The organism is Nodosilinea sp. FACHB-141 (genome assembly GCF_014696135.1).
GTDB lineage: Bacteria > Cyanobacteriota > Cyanobacteriia > Phormidesmidales > Phormidesmidaceae > Nodosilinea.
The window spans coordinates 36,105-56,416 of sequence record NZ_JACJPP010000015.1 but is presented as its reverse complement, the minus strand read 5'-3'; the positions used below and the strand labels follow the sequence as shown (position 1 = coordinate 56,416).

The window sequence follows — 20,312 nt, the reverse complement described above, 5'->3', positions numbered from 1 at the left end:
AGCAAAATAACGGCACCGCTTTAAAGGAACCGCTCTATCATTACAGAGCTATTGCAGGCCGAACTTGTTAGCTGCTAAGTGTTCTAGCGATTTTGATCCCAATGTCAGATCTCGCTTTAATATTGGTACATAAGAACTATACTTCCCTGAACTGACCGTGACCGTTGCCATAGAACTTGCCAATGCAGAAGACCTTCGAACGGCGCTAGGGCGCTGGCTAGAAGACTATGGCCACAGCGTTCATCGCCAGGTACCCTGCCCCGAGGAGGGGGTCGTAGACCTGCTCACGCCGGCCTACGCTATCTATTGCCCCCCCACACTCACACCACCTGACCTGTGGGCAACAGTCGACAAAATTCAGATCCACCAGCCGCACTTCCCGGACCAGCGATCGGTGATTGCTGGACTCACCCCCGAGGCTGATTGGGAGTCTGCCCAGGCCATTGCTGAGCAAATTCAGCCCAAGGGCATTGAGATTTGGTTTCTCGATCAGATGCCTCAGTTTGTGGATTACTACAGGCAGCTCAACGCTGAGCCGCTGCCCCAAACCTCAGGGCGATTGACTCGGCGCAACCCCCTAGCTGGCTGCTTAATTTCTATAGGTATGGCGGCAATTTTGAGCGCAAGCTTTTGGCTGGCCTATCGCATTTTGGATCGCCACCAGCTCAAGACGGCCACTAACAGCCAAGAAAATCGCCTGTGGGAACAGCTGCACAGCTCCGTAGAAGTCTGGGATATGGACACGACCCTGATCCATCTAGAGCGCCTAGGTGCCAGCCGCAACCCCTGTGTTTCGGAGTTTGCCGACCGATTTGAAACTAGCCTTAAGCAGCAGGGGGCTGAAGGATTTAGAGACATCAACCCCATCAAGCGAGCCCTCAACCTTCAGGACGGCTGCCGCTTGGAAATCCGAGAATACGACTTTTCTCAATAGCTAGTTTCGATAGTGAGAGAAGGGGGCGATCGCCTCATCTTGTTCTTTGTGAACAGGGTGGGGGCGATCGCTTTAGCCAATCTTGTTGATACCAGCAATCAACAAGATTGGCCCTCAGGTTACTACAACCTGCTTGCGGGCCTGAATAGCGACGGCAATATTCCTGCACCGCTCCTTACGCCAGGTTTCAAAACCTACTCGCTTAGCAGGTGCAACAAAACTTAATCATTTACTATTGAGAACGATTCCGATCTGTGGTCAAATCTTCTTATTGAATTTTCTTCTCAATAAGCGCTGTGTTGATTTTGACTTTAGTAAGGAGTCATTGGCTATGCAAACCTATGGCAATTCCGAAGTGAGCTATGACTGGTGGGCCGGCAATGCCCGCTTTGCAGACCTGTCGGGATTTTTTATCGCTGCTCATGTGGGGCAAGTGGCGCTCATTGCTCTGTGGGTAGGAGCTTTCACCCTATTTGAGCTGTCCTGGTTTGACCCAACTATTCCCATGGGTGAGCAGGGGCTCATTTTGCTGCCTCACCTGGCTACCCTAGGTCTAGGCATTGGCGACGGTGGCCAAGTTATTGATACCTATTCCTACTTTGTGGTGGGGGCAGTTCACCTGATTTCTTCCGCTGTGTTGGGGGCCGGGGCACTATTTCACACCTTCAAAGCCCCCGCAGATTTAAAAGCAGCCAAGGGGCAGGCCCGCAAGTTTCACTTCGAGTGGGATGATCCGGCTCAGCTGGGGATGATTTTGGGCCACCACCTGCTGTTTTTAGGGGCCGGGGCGCTGCTGCTGGTAGCTAAAGCCACCACCTGGGGCGGCCTCTACGACGCCACGACTCAGACCGTGCGGCTGGTACAGCCAACCCTCGACCCGCTGGTGATCTATGGCTACCAAACCCACTTCGCCAGCTTGAACAACCTCGAAGATCTGGTGGGCGGTCACCTGTTTGTCGGCGTGCTGCTAATTGCCGGGGGTGTTTGGCACATTCTGGTGCCGCCTCTGAAGTGGGCCAAGCGGGTGCTGCTGTTTTCGGGTGAGGCAATTTTGTCCTACTCTCTGGGCGGCATTGCCCTGGCAGGGTTTGTGGCGGCTTACTTCTGCGCGGTCAACACCCTAGCCTATCCGGTGGAGTTCTATGGCCCGCCCTTGGCCATCAAGCTTGGCATTATGCCCTACTTCGTTGACACTGTGGTGCTGCCGCTGAATGCCCACACCTCGCGTTGCTGGTTATCCAATGCCCACTTTATTTTGGCGTTCTTCTTCTTGCAGGGCCATCTGTGGCATGCTCTGCGCGCCATTGGGTTCGACTTTCGCCGGGTAGAAAAGGCCCTGAGCACCGTCGAACCGTAGCGTTGGGTTAACTTCTCCTCTCTTGGGGGGCACCCAGGGCTCCAACATCCTGCCCCCCTTTTCTCATGTCACTACTTAAGTTAAATCAGGACGATACTTTCTATGACTAAGATTGGTCTCTTCTTTAGCACTCAGACCGGCAATACCGAAATCTTGGCAGAGGCGATTCAGTCGGAGTTTGGCGGCGACAGCGTAGTTACCCTGCACGACATTGCTGACGCTAGCCCCGACGACTTTGCTGGCTACGACTGCATTATCATCGGCTGCCCCACCTGGAATATTGGCGAACTGCAGTCGGATTGGGAAGGCTTCTACGAAGACCTCGATGCGATCGATTTTAGCGGCAAGCAGGTGGCTTACTTTGGCGCTGGCGATCAGGTGGGCTATGCCGACAACTTTCAAGATGCCATGGGCATTTTGGCTGAGAAAATCACTGCTTTGGGGGCGACTACCGTTGGCCAATGGCCGACTGATGGTCATGACTTTAGCGATTCTAAGGCCGTTCAAAATGGCAAGTTCGTGGGTTTGGCCATTGATGAAGACAACCAGGCTGAGCTGACGGGCGATCGCATCAAAACCTGGGTCACCCAACTAAAGTCAGCCTTTGGCGTCTAGCCTGCCTTTTCGGTTATAGAACATCACTGGCCCATATCCCAAGGTGCATTTCCTCTCTCTGCCTGCTTGAAACATTGTTCAGAAATTGTGTATCCAATGACTGTACCCACCTGCCCCGATGCCCTGTGGCTCAACGTCAGCCCCAGCTTTGAACGATTTGACCAAAAGCTGCTGGGCTGCCTAACCCGCCATGTTGAAGTTGCCCACTGGGCCTACCGACAAACCCCCGATGAGCCCAGCTCCCTCGATATTGCTGTCACCCTACTGCACGACTACCTCAAAGGTCACAACCGGCCGGTGCACCTGATGGGCCATGGCCTAGGCGGGCTGGTAGGGTTGCTCTATACTCGCCAAAATCCCCATCGGGTCAAGTCGCTAACGCTGCTTTCGGTGGGCGTTAACCCCATGGTCGATTGGCAAGCCCACTACTACGCTCAACTCGAACAATTACCCTGCAAGCGGCGGCAGGTACTCACCCAAATGGTCTTTAGCCTATTTGGGCACCAATCACGGCCTTTGTTACGTGGCTGGATCAATCTGTTAGAGCAGGATTTGCTGCACTCGGTATCGCCCCACTCGCTGCTAAAGCGGGCTAGCCTCTGCCCCGGCAGCGTAGCGGTGCCCCTGCTCGTCTGTGGTGGCGAAGCAGATTCTATCGTTGACCCCACCCAAATTCAGGGATGGCAGCCCTGGCTTAAGGGGAGCGATCGCATCGCTTCATTTCCAGGCCGCCACTTTTTCCATGCTGTGCATCCCCATCCCGTAGCCAGCCAGATTTTGAGCTTTTGGGGAACGACGGAAAACTTGCTAGTCGCACCTCAGAGCCTGAGAACAGTTCCCTAATCTCTGCCACTGCTTTTAGCGAGGTTCTATCCTTTCTGCCGACGTTTTGCTGGCGATCGTAGTGCCCCTCGGCATCTGGGTTATGGTGCTGGTCTTTGTACTGGCGATTTTGCTTGCCGTTGACGATGGCAGGCAACGGCTGCGGCGCTTGCACCAAGTCCCCTGCTTCCGCTGCCAGTACTACACCAACAGCCCATACCTCAAATGCCCTGTGCGCCCCCTCGATGCTGGTTCAGAGGCTGCCCTCTGTTGCACCGACTATCAACCAACAGCTTGTACACCGGCCCCTCTACTCCTTAGAACTCAATCTAAAGCGTCTCCCTCGCGCCTGAAATTTTTCCAAAATAGGTAGGGCTGCTTTCAGCGCGTTAGTCTCGCAGCAATTCTTCCAATACTAGGCCCAGTTCTATCGGCCCCAAACTGGGCAGTACAGCTAAGTCTTGATTGTTTATCCGGCAAGGGGCAGACGTCTATGGCGCAGGTTATTTCGATTCATTCCTTCCGTGGAGGCACAGGCAAATCGAACCTGACGGCTAACATTGCTACAGCAGTAGCCAGCCAAGGCAAGCGCGTCGCCATTGTCGATACCGATATTCAGTCCCCTGGTATTCACGTCCTCTTTGGTCTTAACGACGAAGACTTTACCCATTCCCTCAATGACTACCTGTGGGATAAGTGCAGCGCTAAAGATGCTGCCTACGATGTGACGGCCCTGGCCACGGCCGACGGTACCCTTGCCGATATCAGCGGTGCTGTTTACCTAATGCCCTCTAGCCTCAAGGCTGGCGAAATCGCCAAGATTTTGCGGGAGGGCTACGACGTGGGGTTGCTCAACGATTGCTTCCACGACCTGATCAATCAGCTCGACCTTGACTACCTGTTCATCGATACTCACCCGGGCCTCAACGAAGAAACTCTGCTCTCCATCGCCATTTCTGACCGTATGGTGATTATTTTGCGCCCCGATCGCCAAGACTTCTTGGGCACTGCCGTCACCCTCGAAGTGGCCCAAAAGCTCGACGTGCCCAACATTACCCTACTGGTCAACAAAGTCCCCGATATTTACTCCCGCGAAACCCTAATTTCTAAGGTTCAGGCTCAGTACGGGGTGCCGGTGGGCGGACTGTTCTACGAGAACGATGAAATGTTGCAGTTGGCCAGCGGCGGCATTTTTTGGCTACACCATCCCGACCACGCCTTTAGCCAAGAGGTGCATGCCGTCGCCCGCCAACTTATTGCGGCGGAGTAGTCTCCATGACTAGTCCCGCGGAGAGGGAGGCCCCCAACTTCCAACACCGGCCCGTCGGTTCGGCTGGGCCGAAGACTATGACTGACCTGCTGGCTTTAGCCGAGCCAGAGCGCACTTTATTGAATTGGCTTCTGCGCCAGCGAGGTGCATCCCTGGCCGATATCATGGCCCATACTCAGGCAGAGCCTGCCGCTATCCAGGCCATGCTAGACAACCTCATGGCTACGGGGTTTTTAATCCTCCACAACGACGCTGCCCCCCCAGTGTTTAAGCCCAATCTAATTTCACGCAAGCCTCGCGCTATGCCCGAAGAGCTGTGGGAGTCTGTTGAGTAAGCCAAAGCTGGGACAGTGCTCTGACCTACCCGTTACCGTTAGCCCCGACAAAAAGTTTGAGCAGAAAGCGGCTTGAATTTTAGAGATCGCGGCTGAGGGCAGGGGTGACCGGAGCCTCAATGGTCTCGGCCTCCAACACGGCGGGCACACCCTCATTGAGTACCGTAAGCACCTGGGGCGGAGTGGCATCGGGAGGATAGACCAGATCAACCTCAAGATCCTGGCGGGCTTCGGCGGGAATATTCAGCTTTAGCAGAGCTTCAGCCTCCTGCCCCCGGCGCTGGACTAGGTGAACGTAGTGGGTACGCTCTAGCCCCATCTGATTTCTAAACTTGAGCCGCACAGTACCCCGAAAGAACACTCGGTCTTCGGGGGGCCGACGAAAGCGCAGCCCTTGAACCAGCTCCTCATCGCGCATAGGAGTTTGAAACTTGAGGGTGATGGCTTGCTCGACACCCCGATTGTTGTAGAAGGGGAGTTTGAGGCTGTAGCGCACCCCGTAGTTGCCGTGGGCACGGAAAGCAGTGTCGGGGTAGCGAGCCACCATGGGAGCGCTCTGAATTTGCCCAGTGCCAAAGGTGTTGCGATCGACGGAGCTAATCACGTAGGAGAAGGCGTTGCCGGGGGCCGGAATCGTCAGCACATCGGTGTCGGAGGAGTCGGTGAGAGTGGCTTTCCAGCTGGCACCCTTGGCGACCCCGGCCACTCGACCGTAGTAAAACCGCCCAAACCGATAGGTCGAAGGATCAGAGGGGGGAATATCTCGGGGGCCGGCGAGGTTACCCTGTTTAAGCACCTGAAGCCAATCTTGCAGGGTAGGCACGCGCTCGTTGCCGTTGGGCATGACGTCGGCGTAACGGGCTAGGCTAGCTACATGCACGGGGCCGCTGCTGGAGAGATACATCATGGATGTGCGCCCATTGCTGGGAATCGGGCGCGGTGCTATGGGTCGCAGCGGTGCAACAGTGCCATTCTCGCCAGTTTCAGGGTTAATTTGGGCATCGGCGGCAGTCAAAGTGACGGGGCGTATCGGGGGTTTGGGAATGACGCCTCCCTGAGGGTAACTGCCATTGATCGGTACGGTGAGCGATCGCAGCGGGATGGGGGTGTTCATCAGCAGTTGCACATGACCAGGTGGCAACGTGATGCGCTCGGGCCAGTGGGACTGGTTTGCCCCGCGCAGCATGTCGGTGGTGGTGCGGCTGCCGGGACCAGCGTAGACACTGCCATTCGAGCTGAGTCGGGCATCGGGCAGATTGATGAAGGGAGCCTCTTGGCTGAGGTAGCTGACTCCCTGGTGAATAGTGATGTCGATGGGTTCGTCGCCGGGATTGTACACCACAACGCCCATGAATAGGGTGCGGCGATCGTCAGCGTTCACCCCACGGGCAATGTGGTGGGCAAAGAGGTCGAAGCGGCCGTTAAAGGCGTAGTTGAGATGGGCATCGGGGGAAGCCATGCCGTCTTTAGGAAAGGTGGACAGCAAAATGCCGTTCTGCTGCACGACTTCGGGGCTGTTGCTGTTGAACACAGGAGTTTCGTCCAGGCCGCCGGGGAGGGGGCGCACTTCCTGGTAACGAATGACCTCGGCGTAGCTGCCATCGCGCGGAATGACAACGGTTTTAGCCTCGGGGGCTGGGGTGGTTTCACCCGGCGGTAGTTGAGCAAACAGCGGGGAAAGAGTGAAAGCGACTAACGCACTCAGCATGGATAACCCGTGGAACGACCAAAATACTAGTGAATTCAGTGTGCCCAGGTAAAACAAGCCTGAAGCAGTAGACGACGACCCTGGCAATGGTCAACATTGGTTGGGGTGGAGGGCGGTATAACCAGCGCTGAAGCTGCCAGAAGCCTAGGCAAATGACAATAATCTATAGGCAACGGTGGCAGTGGCTATATTGACCCGATCCACAATAGCACCTTGGGGGACGGGGTATTTCGTTAGGGTTTGGGGAAAATCACTGAATCTTCACAGATTGGGACTGGGCTTATTGGCCTCGCAGGGGGGCGTCTAACACCTTAACGATGCGATCGCCCGCATCTTCTAGGTAGGCCAGGGTCGCCAGGTCGAGCCGCTGACCCTGGCGGCTGAGGTGACGGGCGATCGCCTCCTGAAGCTGCCGCAGTTGGTAGCGGGCCAGCACTCGGGCTTCTTCAGGGGCACCAAAGGTAGCCTCTTGGGCAACAAAGCCTAAAAAGTCGGTGACGCCTTCGCCAGAGCCATGGTTGCGCAGCACTAGGCTAGTAAGAGTGTTGAGGTGGTGGCGCTGAAGCCCCTGCCGCAGGCTAGAAATGGGCGTTGCTTCGGCGGGTGGATTTAACACCTCAGTCCAAAGCGTCTGGCTCAGGGTGTCAAATAGCTCAGCTAGGGTAAAGGAATCTGGCCCTGGCTGCTTGAGTTCGCTGTCGCGCAGGCGCAGCAGCCGATCGCCCTCTAGCAGGTTGCTGAGGGTCAAGGCCTGGGTTGACACGATGCGATCATAGATCGGGTAGTCGAGGCGATCGCTAAACGGATCTTCTCCCCAGTGCCACCAGCGATCGGGAGCCAGGCGGTTGACCAACTCGGGTGACAGGCTGAGGGCGTTGGGGGCAAAGACCTGCTGGCTAAGGGTGGTTAGGGCGCGCCGCTGCTCGGCTGCCGCCACCGGCTCGAACGGGGATTGCCCCCGCGAACTCCAGGGGTCGGTGCGGGTAAAGCGCTGGCCGCCGATGTAGTTGGCCATGGTATCGGCCTGGCTGCCGTAGTAGAAAAACACCAAATCCACCCGCTGACGCAGCTGACCGTAGCCCTCGCCTGGGTTCACCGAAAACCAGTCGAGGCGATCCCAAATGGCCTTGGCGATCGCCAGCTGACCCTCAGCGTAGCCCAGAGGGTCATTGCTCATATCCCAGGCGTTGGCCCTGGGGTCGACCATAGTGTAGGCATCTTCATCGGTGGCGTAGGCCAGAGTGGGGTCTGTCGCGCGATCGGCAATGGACTGAAGCTCACGCTGGGCGGTAGCTCGGCTGGTCACCGAGCGATAGCCGTACTCAATGGCCCAGCGATCGTAGGGGCCGAGCTGGGTCGGGAAATAGTCGCCCTGGGGCTGACCAATGGGGGCCAGATTGGGGGGCAGGTAGTCCATGACGGAGCTGGTCATGCCTTGGGCCTGAGTAATGGCCGGGTTGTTGAGGTCGGCGGGAGACAGCAGAGTGCTGCCCAAAAAGTTGTGCCGCAGCCCCAGCACGTGGCCCACTTCGTGGGCGGTTAGCACTCGCAGATATTGCTCTAGGTAAGCCGCCTTGGCCTCACGGGTCGAAAACGGTGGCGCTAGAGTAGCGATCGCCAAAGGTCCAAAAGCATTAGTCTGGGCCGCTCGCAGGCTGGCGCAATAGTCTAGGGTGTCGGGCTGGGGTGAAACGGCGCGGCCGGCGGCTGGAGCGGTGAGCCGGGTCATCAGGCGATCGCTGAGGGGGTGGCCGCACAGCGCCATTTCGCCCCTAGCGATCGCCCCCCGATCGGCTAGCGTGTCGTACTCCATAGCCAGATCGCGCACCACGCTGGCATCAAGCACAACGTCAGCATCGAGAATTTCGCCGGTTAGGGGGTTGACCCGCGAAGGCCCGAGCCCACTGGCCCAGGGGTAAAGCGAGTCTGACCAGCGAATTACGTTGTAGCGCACGTCGGCAGGGTCCCAATCGGCATTAGCGGGCATTTCGCGCACTTCGATCGCCTGGGTAAAGCCCGCCTGCTCGAAGGCGGCGTTCCACCACTCGATGCCGTCGCGAATGGCGGCTCGGTATTCTTGGGGGGTAGTGTTCTCAATCCAAAAGACCAGCGGCGTTTTGGGCGGCGAGAGGGCCGCAGTAGGGTCTTGTTTTTCTAACTGCCAGCGCTGAATGTAGCGAACAAAGGGGTCTGAGCTGCCGGGGCGGGTCGGGGCCCGGTAGGCGGAAATGAAATAACCCACCCGCTCGTCGGCCAATCGGGGCTGAAAGGCGGGGTGAGCAGGAATGGCCGACAGGCTGTAGCGCACCCGGAGGTTGAACCCCCGACCGTCGGGGATGCTGCTGAGGGCCAGGGCAAAGGGGTCTGCCCCACTGCTGCCACCCGAAAACCCCAGCACCGTCTCCAGCTCAACGTTTTCGGGAAAGGCTTTGACCGGCCCTAGGTAAGAGGCATCGGCGTTGAGGGCGTAGCTGCCCAGCACCCAGGGAAACTGGTTAGCTAGGTTGGCGGGGTCACGGGTGATGAGCCAGTCTTTGAGGTCGATGAGCAGTTCGCCCGTTTCGCCATTGATGGCTTGAATCGGTAGCGTTGTCAGCACCGAATCGCTGAAAGATTCTCGCAGTAGCTGCTGGGCCTCGGCTTGAGAATTGCGGAAGAGCGCGTTGGGAATCGCCACCTGCAGGCGGTTGTCGGGAATCTGGCGAAACTGAACCATAAAGTCGTTGACGGGCCAGCCGCGAAACAGCCCAGCCTCGCCCACCCCTGATTCTAGGGTGGCGATAAACAACAGGTTTTGGTTGAGCTGGGTGGGATTGAGCCCGAGAAAAGCCCGATTGCGCTGGAGGTCGTGGTAGACCGTAAACAACCCCTGGGAAACGGTCAGCCCCTTGACTGTCTCTTCAAAGGACTTGAGGCTGGTGGGTTCTAACCCGGCGCTAGGGTCTGACCCAGTGGGAGCGTCGGGAGTCGGCTCGCTAACCTGAGCAGAAAGACTGCCATGGTTCGGTCCAACCGCTGAGGAAACCTGGGGGGTTGCCCCTTGACTCGGGCTGAGGGAGAGGGTCACCGCGATCGCTAGGCCCAAGAGAAAGACCAGTCCTAGCCGTATGCTCTGCTTCACCAACCGCGCTCCTTCGCCCCTAAGCTAGGGGTGTTTTATGTTGTCATATGATGATAGACCTCATTTCCCCGTTTCTTGAGGCCATGCCAGAGACTGCCCCCGCCATGATTTCACCGCCGCTGCCCGATGCCTGGCCCCAGTTTGAGCAACCCCTCAAACTGGGGGTGATGGCCTCAGGCAACGGCAGCAACCTAGAGGCGATCGCCCAGGCCATCAGTCGAGGCGATCTGCATGCTCAAATTCAGGTCGTGGTGTACAACAACCCTAAGGCTGGGGTGGCCGAGCGAGCAGCCCGCCTTGGACTGCCTACCGTGCTGCTTAACCACCGCCAATACCCCAGCCGCGAAGCCTTAGACAAAGATATTGTGGAGACCCTCCGTGTCCACGGCGCTGACTGGGTGATCATGGCGGGCTGGATGCGCTGCGTGACATCGGTATTAATTGACGCCTTTCCCCAGCGGGTGCTGAACATTCACCCCAGTCTGCTGCCCAGTTTTCCGGGGCTGCATGCGGTAGAGCAGGCGCTAGCGGCGGGGGTAAAAGTGGCGGGCTGCACCGTACACCAGGTCGAGCTAGCGGTAGACAGCGGCCCGATCATTATGCAGGCGGTGGTGCCGGTACAGCCGGGCGATACTCTCGTTATGCTCCAGGCCCGCGTTCAGCAGCAAGAGCACCGCATCTACCCAGCGGCGATCGCCCTGGCTGCCCTTGAAGGCAAGGGTCGCGACTGACTTCAATACCGCAGCCAAAAGTACCCGCTCGGGTGACGGCGACCCTAGGACGTAAATTCCACAATGGGCCTAACCCCAACGGCAAGAGGCACCTCCTTCTACTGGGTGCGTAGGCCACTGGGGCAAGCCGTATTTTTTGGTGAAATCAAGCTATGGAAATTACTACCTTTGAGCTGCTGGTCAAGCGCATCGCCCCACCCCCGGCCGACCCCGCTGTGGCCCGCCGCGTGGTGCAGGGATATTTCCTGACCATTGCCAACTTAGAAGACCGCGACTTTACCTATCAGCTTGAGTTTCACGTCAGCCGCCCCACGCCGGTGGACCCCGATCGCACTCTGGCAGGCAACGCCGTGGTGGCCTTTGATATTGCCGGAGCCAACACCCCGCTGGCCCTGACTGCGGTCAACCCCAGCCCGGTTACCCCCGTCTTCACCACCCGGTTTAGACTGCCGGCGAAGCAGACCGCCTCGGTGCAACTGCTGCCAGACCTGACTCGACCCGGCCTGCTCGATGAGGCCAATCCCGATGTTGAGATTCGCGGCTTTGTGCGCCTGCGCCTGCCTGCCCTGCGCCAGGGGGTGTTCCTAAGACCCCAGAGCAACACCCCTGTCAAGGTACTGCTCAATCCTGAGGTCCGCGGCACCTTCTTGCCCAACGACCTCGCGGCTCGCAGCGGCGACTTTGACCAGATCAACTATCCGCTAGAGCTCGCCAGCGGTAAGGGCCTTAATGAAGTAGAGCCCGATCGCGGCTTCTTCCCCATCGATCCTGTCATCGTAGCTGAGGTGGCGGGCGATCGCCCCGTGCTGCCCGAGGTGGTCAACCCGCCTATGATTGACCTCTCGCTGCTCAGCCCCACGGCTCGGGCCGAGGTTTTGGCCGAAACCCTGGCCCAGGTAGACCCCAGCGCCGAAAACCTGAGCACCGTCAGTGACCTGCTCTCCAAGCTGGAAATTCCTATCCGCATGGAGCCGACCAACCGGTAGGCGTCGCCTAATTCTGATGCCCTCAGCCCTGGTAGCTCTGTCTGCCTGAGGCTGAGGGACGCTATGGAAAACCGCCGTAACGCTGAGTATTTAATGAAACCTTTTACCTTTCAGCCGGTTTTCTTTAGCTGGGTGGCGCTGCATCCTCAGCCTAAAGGGGTGATTCAGTTTATTGGTGGAGCATTTTTTGGCTCGTTTCCGACCCTGTGCTACCGCCACCTGCTGCGCGAGCTATATGACGCTGGCTACACCGTGGTGGCCATGCCCTTTCGCTTCAGCTTTCGCCATTGGGGCATTGCCCTAAGCCTGTTAGAGGAACAGCGACGGCTACAAAAATATCTGCCGCAGCTCGCTGCCGAGGTCGGGTACGACACTGGGGTATATCACCAGAGCGATCGCTACGCTTGGCTTGGCCACAGCTTGGGCTGCAAATACATCGCCCTGCTAGAACTGCTGTGCGGCGTTGAGCTAGACCCGGCAGACACCACCCTTGATGAAGTGATTGGCGGCAGAAATGCTCAGTGGTTGCGCGATCGCCTAGCGGCTTCTCCTAACATCTGGAACCAGCCCACCCAGCTCTTAGCTCCCGACATTAGCGATACCACCAACGCGGTACCGCTCAAAGCGTTGGCGCACCTGTTCGATCGCTTAGGCTTAGGGGTGCAGCCCACCCGCCAGCAAACCCTCGCGCTGATCGATCGCAGCCGCCTCTTTAACCTGACAGCTATGGTTTCCTTCACCCGCGACAACGTAGCGGGAAGCATACAAGACCCTTGCCCCACCACCAGCGATGTCCTCTGGCTTTACCAGCATTTACAGGCCAAACAGCTAATCCACGCTGAACTGAGGGGCAAACACCTCGAACCTCTGGGGGTAAAGGTCGGCTCCTGGCTGGTAGACCTGAACCCGCTTGATAAGTTTGTTAAGCCTCTGAGTGGCTGGGCTACCGGAGAAACCGTACTGAAGTTTTTTCACCAGCTTCAGCATCGCGAAACTGAGTCAGAGACAGTTTCAGAGGAGCTGAAGCCAGCCCTAATTGAACGTTAGAGCAGTGAGCGGAATCAGGACTGTTCAGCGCTGAGCCATTGGGTTTAGAAGTTGATCCGCCGGAAACCGAGGGTCGAGTTGGAGCACGATCTGGCGTTGGTCGATGGTCAGCCAGCCTTCGACTTTAAAGTCTTTCAGAAGACGAGTCACGGTGACGCGGGTGGTGCCAATGGCGGTAGCCAACTGATGGTGGGTCAGCCGCATGGGCACCCGAATGCCGCTGGGTTCGACATGGCCAAAGTCTTTGGCCAGCATCAGCAAAAAGTGCTTGAGGCGATCGGCTACCAGGCGCTTGCCTGAGAGCGCCAGCCAGGCTTCGGCCTGCTGCATTCTCAGGGTCAAATTGCGAAACATGCCCGCCATCAGCACCGACGAGCCCTCAATTTCAACCATGGGCAGCGACAGCACATCGACATCGGTGAGGGCGGTGGCCCAGTAGGGGTCAACGGTGGTTAGGGGTAGGCCGATGGGCATCGATGGCCCAGCTAGACCCAGCAGCGTCTCACTGCCGTCGTGCTGAATGGTAAACAGCTGAACAATGCCCCGACAGATGACCAGCACCTCATCGCTGCGCAAGGGAATGGACCGCCCTGCCGCAAAGGGCACTAGGGCTCGCTCGCGATAGAGCTGCTCCAAGAGCTGAATAAAGGTCTGATGGTTGCGAATGCCAACAGTGGCATCGCGGAGAGCGGAGGTTGCGCTTGCAGACACAGGGGTACCTAGAGTTCGCCCGGGTAGGTGCTAGCGAGGGTACGGGGGTGAGAACGGCCCTTAGAGGCGATCGCAGCCCTATCTCCAAGACCAAGGTTTCCCAACGGTTGGATCCTGGCCAATGCTATCAACCTGCCCAGCCCCATCTTCGGCGGCCTAAATTAAGGAATCCCCCAAACGAGGTTAAGTCCAGGGAAATAGTTCATTAACGTTTGTGATTTACCGCACCAACTAAGACGCATTTGGCTGTCTGCAATACCTTGTAGCCGCTGTAGCCTACTGAGATGAGGCCAACTCTAGTGGGTGGGTAGGTAGTCACGCACGTCCGTCACTTGCCCAGCCAAAGCTGCCGCCGCTACCATCGCTGGGCTCATGAGCAAAGTGCGGCCCGAGGCCGACCCCTGGCGTCCTTTAAAGTTGCGGTTAGAGGATGAGGCGCTAATCTGCCGGCCCTGGAGCTTGTCGGGGTTCATGGCCAGACACATCGAGCAGCCCGCCTCGCGCCACTCAAAGCCCGCGGCAGTGAATACCTGGTCTAGCCCTTCGGCTTCGGCCTGCTGCTTTACCCGCTCAGAACCAGGTACCACAAAAGCCTTTATGCCCTCGGCGACGGTTCGACCCTGAACCACTTTTGCCGCTTCCCTCAGATCGCTGATGCGCCCGTTGGTGCAGCTGCCGATGAAGCATACGTCAATGGTAGTGCCCTTCAGGCTTTGGCCGGGGGTGAAATCCATATAGGCAAAGGCGTCTTGGGCCAGCACCTGCTCTTCGTCGGGCAGGCTGTCTGGCCAGGGCAGGGTTTCGTTGATGGCAATGCCCTGGCCGGGGGTAATGCCCCAGGTCACGGTGGGGGCAATGTCGGCGGCGTCGAACACGGCCACATCGTCATACTCGGCGTTGGCGTCGCTGCGCAGAGTGTTCCACCAGGCCACAGCCTCATCCCAAGCTTCACCCTTGGGGGCAAAGTCGCGCCCATTTAAATAGTCGTAGGTGATTTGGTCGGGGTTGACGTAGCCGCAGCGCGCGCCCCCCTCGATCGCCATGTTGCAGAGAGTCATGCGCTCTTCCATCGACATGGCTTCGATCGCACTGCCGGCAAACTCATAGGCGTAGCCCACGCCACCCTTTACCCCGAGCTTGCGAATGATGTGCAGCACCACGTCTTTGGCGTACACCCCAGGCAGCAAGTCGCCATTGACTTCCACGCGGCGCACCTTGAGCTTGCCGAGGGCCAGAGTTTGAGAGGCCAGCACGTCGCGCACTTGGCTGGTGCCAATGCCGAAGGCGATCGCCCCAAAGGCCCCGTGGGTCGAAGTGTGGCTGTCGCCGCAGGCAATAGTCATCCCCGGCTGGGTCAACCCCTGCTCGGGGGCAATCACATGCACAATGCCCTGACTACCCGAGCCAATGTTGTAAAAGCGAATGCCGTGCTCTTGGCAGTTTTGATCGAGGGCTTGCATCATCGCTTCAGCCAGGGGGTCGGCAAAGGGGCGGGCCTGGCTCTCGGTGGGCACGATGTGGTCAACGGTGGCGACGGTGCGCTCGGGATACATCACCGTGAGCTGGCGCTCGCGCACCATGGCAAAGGCCTGGGGGCTGGTGACCTCATGCACCAGGTGCAGCCCAATAAACAGCTGGGTCTGCCCCGAGGGCAGGGTACCTACGGTGTGCAAATCCCAAACTTTGTCGAACAGCGTACCCTTGCTCATGGCAGACCTGTAGGCAAAAACGATGAAACTAACTGGTGGCGAAAGGAGCGGCAAATGCGTTGTCAGTGTTCTATCTTAGCCCAAAGCCTCTGCCCCACAGTGGAGGGAAATATCTCTGGAGGCTAGTTAACAACTGTACCCAACGGCCCTTGCTGCCCTCTTATCGATTCTTTACGATCACCTGGTAAGTTTCATCGTGTTGTTGGCTATTGTCCTGGGCGAACCATTGAGCGTTTGACCAGAGCTAACCCACACCAGGCAAAAAGGTTCGATTTATTAGGAGATATGTCATGGGTTTTCTAGGCAAACTGTTCGGCAGAAAAGAAGAAGAAAAAGCTAAGTCCTCCCCTAAAGTTAACGTCAAGCAGGCTGCCACTACGGCCAAAATCGACGATGCCAAAGTGGGCATCGATGGCCAGTTCGACGAAAGCGGTCTAGCGAAGCGAGTGGCCCTAGCATTTGATGAAGCCGGCCTGTCTGACAACGTGGGCCTGTGGGTGGCTCAAACCGGCTCCACTGTAGTGCTGAAATATAACCCCGATGCTCAGGGTGTGTTAGAGCAAGCCAAGAAAATTGCTATGACTGTGGATGGCGCGACCAACGTCACAGCTCAGCCCAACTCGTAAGGCCATTCTTAGTTAAACCGTTAACCGGTAACGTTCAATAGTTAACGCCAGCACCAGCGCTAAGTCCTTGGTGTTGGCGTTTTTGATATTCAAGACGAGGTTCACCTAGCACTGGCTCAATGAAACCGGTTGCGAACTCAGTTGAGGCAACTTTTCTGCTAGCAGTCGAGCGCTGGCAGCGGGGGACAAACCACGGATGTCAACCTGGGGAATAACTCGGTGACGGCGCTCTAAATCGTGGCGGTAGGCGCGATCGTAGTAGTCCAGAATGATGGCGCAGGCGGCGCGCAGGTTTCCCGACTGAATGTGCTGTACGGCAGTTTGAGTGCGATCGCCCCCCAACCGCTTTTGAATTCGCTCCGTCGCCGCCACCAAACCTTCCATGGATGCTTCGCCATAGATCTCCACCAGCAGGTCAAGGCGTTCATCAAGCGATCGCACTACCTCCACCCCCGGAGCCGCATCCATCTGCACAAACAGCTCGTCGGGGATGCGGCAGGTGCCCACCCGACGACTCTCAGCCTCCAGCCAAATAGGGCGTTGGTCCTTTGAGGCCAGCCCTCCACTATCGCTTGGGAATCTTGCCCACTGGTCTGCCAATAGATTCTCGTAGTGCTCCACAGAGGGCTGGGGCGGCAGCAGCAGCGCCCCAAAGCTACTGCCCCGATGGTTGGCCAAACTTTCTAGATCTAATACTGGTTCTCCCAATGCCGCCAGCTCTTGAAGAATCAGCGTCTTGCCGCTGCCCGTCATCCCGCCCAAAATCATGATTGGTTTGGGCGTCGCTAGGGTCTCCCGCACCCAGCGTCGGTAAGCCTTGTAGCCACCATCAAGGAGGTGGACGGTAAATCCTGCCAACTCTAAAATCCAGCCCATGCCGCCGCTGCGCATCCCCCCTCGCCAGCAGTGAATTCGCAGGTGGCGATCTGGGGCCAACGCCTTGGCCGCACGCACAAACTCACCACATTTAGGGCCAGCAATGTCAAAACCTAGTTCTACCGCCGACTCTCGCCCCACCTGCTTATAACAGGTGCCTACCTGGGCGCGCTCTGCATCGGTGAATAAGGGAAAGCTAATCGCGCCAGGGATGTGCCCCTGATGAAATTCCCCTGGGCTACGCACGTCGAGAATCGGGCCAGAGCCTTGCAGAAAATCATCGATATCTAAAGGCTTTGGCATGGGTAAACGGACAAAATTTCAGGGTTGCTAAGGTTTTAGTGTAGCGGTTTGAGTAGGAGCGTTAACCGGAGCAGGGACGACGATGTAGCCCTCGGTGCGATCGCCCAGCACCCAATTCCTTTCCACCCCCCAATACCACCAGTGAGCGGCCACGTAGGCGCAGGTGAGGCTATCCAGCTGGTCTTCCACAGCTTTCATTGCAGCTCCAGTAAACGGAATATTGGGTAAATCTGATTCTTGGAGGTCGAGGGCAGGCTCTAGGATGGGCAGCACTGAGAGCTGATACTGCCGCAGTTTCTCTAGCTCAGGGCGGCGCTGGGCTAAGGTGCCCTTCTTGTACTTAAGAATTTTGCTCAGACCAAACAGGTGCACCGTCGCCGGGTGGGGAAACACCTCTAGCTGAAACCGTCCCGCTGGCTGTGGCGGGCTGTGGGGCTGATGTTGAAAGCCTAGGGATTCGAGCGCTAGGCCAAAGGCAACTAATTTTGCGGCGAAGGGGCGGCCCAGGTTGGCGGGGTAGCAGCCCGCGTCGTAGCAGCCAAAGTGCTTGTGGGCGAGCCGATCTGGCGATCGCATCCCAGTTTCGTTAGGAATTAAAGTAGGGGCATCCACCGCGACTACGGCGTTGGTCGATCCCTCGGCCCAATGGGAGATCCAAGCCAAAATTTCGTCTACGGTCTGAAGGCGATCGAGCGCCACCAGCCGCAAGTTACCGTTGTCCATGTGCAGACAGCAAAGCCCAGTAGGTCCACTCTGCCAGCCTAGGTCAACTCCAAGAAAGCGGTGGTAGGGAGGGCAATTCTGAGAAAAATTCTCCTTTGAAGTTGAGTTTTCAACACTAGATGAGTCAATCATTCCGCCAAATCCACATAGTCGCGCTGGTCGCCTCGCCGGTACAGGCGGGTGTTGACTTTGGGATAATCGCAAATGTCAAACTCCAGCCGCATGCCCCCAACCAGGTACACTAGGTCTTCCGTAAAAGGGTTGCTCAGGCTATGGGCTAGCCCACCAGCGGCAAAGCCCATAAAATCGCCGGGACCGACCTCCACGGTCTCGTCGCCGATTTCTGCCAACCCTCGCCCCGAGAGAATATAGATAAATTCCTCCTCGGCCTGGTGGACGTGGTACTGGGTGGAGTCGTGGCCAGGTTCTACCCGTACTAGGTGAACGCCGATGTGCTCAAACCCGACAGCATCGCCCAGCGACCGGCCATGGCGGATTGCTCTAGGATTGAGAGGATGGACAAAGGTGGATTCGGGCAGGGCAGCGATCGCATCAGCGGTCAGTAACGGGTGAGAACGGTGCATAGGCCAATCAAAATTTAGGGACTATTTGGAGCGCAACGGGGTTAGAACACACCATGAAGTCTACACTTGCACAACTTACCGCCCGGTTTGACCAGGCTTTGGTCACCGTCTTTGGTGCAGATTTGAGTGGCACCGACCCGATGCTTGTGCCCACCAGCAACCCCAAGTTTGGCGACTATCAGGCCAATTTGGCCATGTCGCTGGCCAAGCCGCTGAAGCAGAAGCCCCGCGACATTGCTACGCAGATCGTCGAGAAACTAGATGTCAGCGACCTCTGCGAACCGCCCGAAATTGCTGGCCCCGGCTTTATCAACCTGCGCTTCAAAACCACCTATTTAGAAGATCAACTGCGGGCGATGCAGGCCGACCCGCGCCTGGGGGTAGAGCCGGCGAAGCCTCCCCAAAAGGTGATTGTCGATTTCTCTAGCCCCAACATTGCTAAAGAAATGCATGTAGGGCACCTGCGATCGACCATCATTGGCGACTCCATTGCCCGGGTGCAGGAGTTCATGGGCAACGACGTGCTGCGGCTCAACCACGTGGGCGACTGGGGCACCCAGTTTGGCATGCTGATCACCCATCTCAAGGAAGCCTGTCCTGAAGCCCTAGAAGCAGGTTCCACCGTTGATATTGGCGACTTGGTCACCTTTTATAAGCAGGCTAAACAACGCTTCGATGAAGATGACGACTTTAAAACCCGCTCTCGCGAGGCCGTAGTAGGGTTGCAGGCGGGAGATGCGATCGCCACCAAAGCTTGGCAGGCCCTCTGCGACCAGTCTCGCCACGAGTTTCAAAAACTCTACGATCGCCTCGATATCCAAATCCAAGAGCGGGGCGAATCCTTCTACAATCCTTTACTGACCGATGTCGTCCAAGATTTGACCGCCCAAGGACTCCTGGTTGAAGATCAGGGAGCCAAGGTGGTGTTTGTCGATGGTTTTACCAACAAAGACGGCGACCCACTGCCGCTGATCATTCAAAAAACCGACGGCGGCTACAACTATGCCACCACTGACCTAGCCGCCATCCGCTACCGCACCCAGCAGGACGGGGCTGAGCGGGTTCTCTACGTGGTGGATGCCGGCCAGGGCAACCACTTCGCCCAGGTGTTTCAGGTTGCCGCCAAGGCGGGGTGGATTCCCGACGGCGTTGAGCTGACCCACGTGCCCTTTGGAGTGGTGCAGGGCGAAGACGGCAAGAAATTTAAAACCCGAGCGGGCGACACGGTCAAACTCAAGGATCTGCTAGACGAAGCTGTCAGCCGCGCCCGCGCCGATCTAGAGTCTCGCATTCAAACCGAAGAGCGGCAGGAAACAGAGGAATTTATTCAAGACGTGGCCGAGGCGGTGGGCCTTGGTGCCGTTAAATACGCCGATCTGAGCCAGAACCGCACCAGCAACTACATCTTTAGCTTTGACAAAATGCTGGCCCTTCAGGGCAACACTGCCCCCTACATGCTTTACGCCTATGTACGGGTGCAGGGCATTAGCCGCAAGGGCGATATCGACTTCGACCACCTGCCCGCTGAGGCCCGCGTTCATTTAGAAGACGACAGCGAGTTTGCCTTAGCCCGTCACCTGCTCCAGCTCGATGAGGTGCTAGGAGAGGTAGCGCAGGATTTATACCCCAACCGCCTCTGCCAATACCTATTCGAGCTGAGCCAAAAGTTCAACCAGTTCTACGATCGCTGCTCTGTGCTCCAGGCCGCAGAGCCTCAGCGCACCTCTCGCCTGCTGCTCTGCGATCTAACAGCCAAAACCTTGAAACTGGGCCTATCTCTGCTGGGCATTCGGGTGCTAGAGCGCATGTAGTTCAAAGCTGGTAGCAGTGCATCTTTCTAAAGAGAGGGGACAA

At 57.5% G+C, this 20,312-nt stretch carries 18 protein-coding genes; 11 read left to right on the top strand and 7 right to left on the bottom strand.

The features are described 5' to 3' along the window. Positions 1-157 precede the first annotated feature (157 nt). The 6 genes from H6F59_RS16540 (at position 158) to H6F59_RS16515 (ending at position 5,333) form a co-directional block, all read left to right on the top strand. Positions 158-934 (top strand): hypothetical protein, encoded by a 777-nt coding sequence (locus H6F59_RS16540; RefSeq protein ID WP_190517672.1) that lies wholly within the window; start codon positions 158-160, stop codon positions 932-934. A gap of 331 nt (positions 935-1,265) precedes the next feature. Continuing rightward, on the top strand, positions 1,266-2,291 hold the full coding sequence (locus tag H6F59_RS16535; protein ID WP_190702392.1) for a chlorophyll a/b binding light-harvesting protein: 1,026 nt from the start codon (positions 1,266-1,268) through the stop codon (positions 2,289-2,291). Positions 2,292-2,393: 102 nt separating this feature from the next. Beyond that, positions 2,394-2,906 (top strand): flavodoxin FldA, encoded by a 513-nt coding sequence (fldA, locus tag H6F59_RS16530; protein WP_190702389.1) that lies wholly within the window; start codon positions 2,394-2,396, stop codon positions 2,904-2,906. 96 nt (positions 2,907-3,002) lie between these two features. Further along, positions 3,003-3,749: an alpha/beta fold hydrolase gene (locus H6F59_RS16525; protein WP_190702386.1), complete on the top strand. Its 747-nt coding sequence runs from the start codon at positions 3,003-3,005 to the stop codon at positions 3,747-3,749. 472 nt (positions 3,750-4,221) lie between these two features. After that, on the top strand, positions 4,222-4,998 hold the full coding sequence (locus tag H6F59_RS16520; protein ID WP_190702383.1) for a MinD/ParA family protein: 777 nt from the start codon (positions 4,222-4,224) through the stop codon (positions 4,996-4,998). A 5-nt stretch (positions 4,999-5,003) separates the two neighbouring features. Next, on the top strand, positions 5,004-5,333 hold the full coding sequence (locus H6F59_RS16515; RefSeq protein ID WP_190702380.1) for a hypothetical protein: 330 nt from the start codon (positions 5,004-5,006) through the stop codon (positions 5,331-5,333). A 79-nt stretch (positions 5,334-5,412) separates the two neighbouring features. Here the strand turns inward: H6F59_RS16515 and H6F59_RS16510 are convergent, their stop codons facing one another. Both H6F59_RS16510 and H6F59_RS16505 read right to left on the bottom strand, forming a co-directional pair. Next, the gene (locus H6F59_RS16510; RefSeq protein ID WP_190517687.1) at positions 5,413-7,041 is read right to left on the bottom strand and encodes a DUF3370 domain-containing protein; all 1,629 of its coding nucleotides are present in this window, start codon (positions 7,039-7,041) and stop codon (positions 5,413-5,415) included. 280 nt (positions 7,042-7,321) lie between these two features. Beyond that, positions 7,322-10,162 carry a zinc-dependent metalloprotease gene (locus H6F59_RS16505; protein WP_190702377.1) on the bottom strand — a complete coding sequence of 947 codons (2,841 nt, stop codon included), beginning with the start codon at positions 10,160-10,162 and terminating at the stop codon, positions 7,322-7,324. Between the two features lie 50 nt (positions 10,163-10,212). Between H6F59_RS16505 and purN the strand changes: the two genes are divergently transcribed. The 3 genes from purN (at position 10,213) to H6F59_RS16490 (ending at position 12,926) form a co-directional block, all read left to right on the top strand. Next, positions 10,213-10,893, top strand: a complete 681-nt coding sequence (gene purN, locus H6F59_RS16500) for a phosphoribosylglycinamide formyltransferase (RefSeq protein WP_397194022.1) — start codon at positions 10,213-10,215, stop codon at positions 10,891-10,893. A gap of 152 nt (positions 10,894-11,045) precedes the next feature. Next, entirely contained in the window at positions 11,046-11,879 is an 834-nt protein-coding gene (locus H6F59_RS16495; protein ID WP_190702369.1) for a hypothetical protein, read from the top strand. A 93-nt stretch (positions 11,880-11,972) separates the two neighbouring features. Further along, a complete protein-coding gene (locus H6F59_RS16490) occupies positions 11,973-12,926 on the top strand; it encodes a DUF1350 family protein (RefSeq protein WP_206755216.1) in 954 nt (317 codons plus the stop codon). A gap of 24 nt (positions 12,927-12,950) precedes the next feature. Here H6F59_RS16490 and H6F59_RS16485 read toward each other — a convergent pair whose 3' ends face one another. Together H6F59_RS16485 and leuC are read right to left on the bottom strand one after the other, a co-directional pair. After that, entirely contained in the window at positions 12,951-13,637 is a 687-nt protein-coding gene (locus H6F59_RS16485) for a Crp/Fnr family transcriptional regulator (protein WP_313887236.1), read from the bottom strand. A 296-nt stretch (positions 13,638-13,933) separates the two neighbouring features. Next, positions 13,934-15,346 carry a 3-isopropylmalate dehydratase large subunit gene (leuC, locus tag H6F59_RS16480; RefSeq protein ID WP_190702363.1) on the bottom strand — a complete coding sequence of 471 codons (1,413 nt, stop codon included), beginning with the start codon at positions 15,344-15,346 and terminating at the stop codon, positions 13,934-13,936. A gap of 290 nt (positions 15,347-15,636) precedes the next feature. On the opposite strand from leuC, the gene H6F59_RS16475 reads away from it, so the two are divergent. Beyond that, on the top strand, positions 15,637-15,972 hold the full coding sequence (locus H6F59_RS16475; RefSeq protein WP_190517701.1) for a hypothetical protein: 336 nt from the start codon (positions 15,637-15,639) through the stop codon (positions 15,970-15,972). Positions 15,973-16,077: 105 nt separating this feature from the next. Here the strand turns inward: H6F59_RS16475 and mnmH are convergent, their stop codons facing one another. The 3 genes from mnmH to H6F59_RS16460 are packed head-to-tail and all read right to left on the bottom strand — an operon-like array spanning position 16,078 to position 18,458. After that, positions 16,078-17,151 (bottom strand): tRNA 2-selenouridine(34) synthase MnmH, encoded by a 1,074-nt coding sequence (mnmH, locus tag H6F59_RS16470; RefSeq protein WP_190702359.1) that lies wholly within the window; start codon positions 17,149-17,151, stop codon positions 16,078-16,080. 27 nt (positions 17,152-17,178) lie between these two features. Then, a complete protein-coding gene (locus tag H6F59_RS16465; protein WP_313887244.1) occupies positions 17,179-18,003 on the bottom strand; it encodes a DUF429 domain-containing protein in 825 nt (274 codons plus the stop codon). Further along, entirely contained in the window at positions 18,003-18,458 is a 456-nt protein-coding gene (locus tag H6F59_RS16460; protein ID WP_190702354.1) for a cupin domain-containing protein, read from the bottom strand. The genes H6F59_RS16465 and H6F59_RS16460 overlap by 1 nt, the downstream gene beginning before the upstream one ends. A 53-nt stretch (positions 18,459-18,511) precedes the next feature. Here H6F59_RS16460 and argS point away from each other — a divergent pair, with 53 nt between their 5' ends. Beyond that, positions 18,512-20,269, top strand: a complete 1,758-nt coding sequence (gene argS / locus H6F59_RS16455; protein ID WP_190702351.1) for an arginine--tRNA ligase — start codon at positions 18,512-18,514, stop codon at positions 20,267-20,269. Positions 20,270-20,312: the final 43 nt, after the last annotated feature.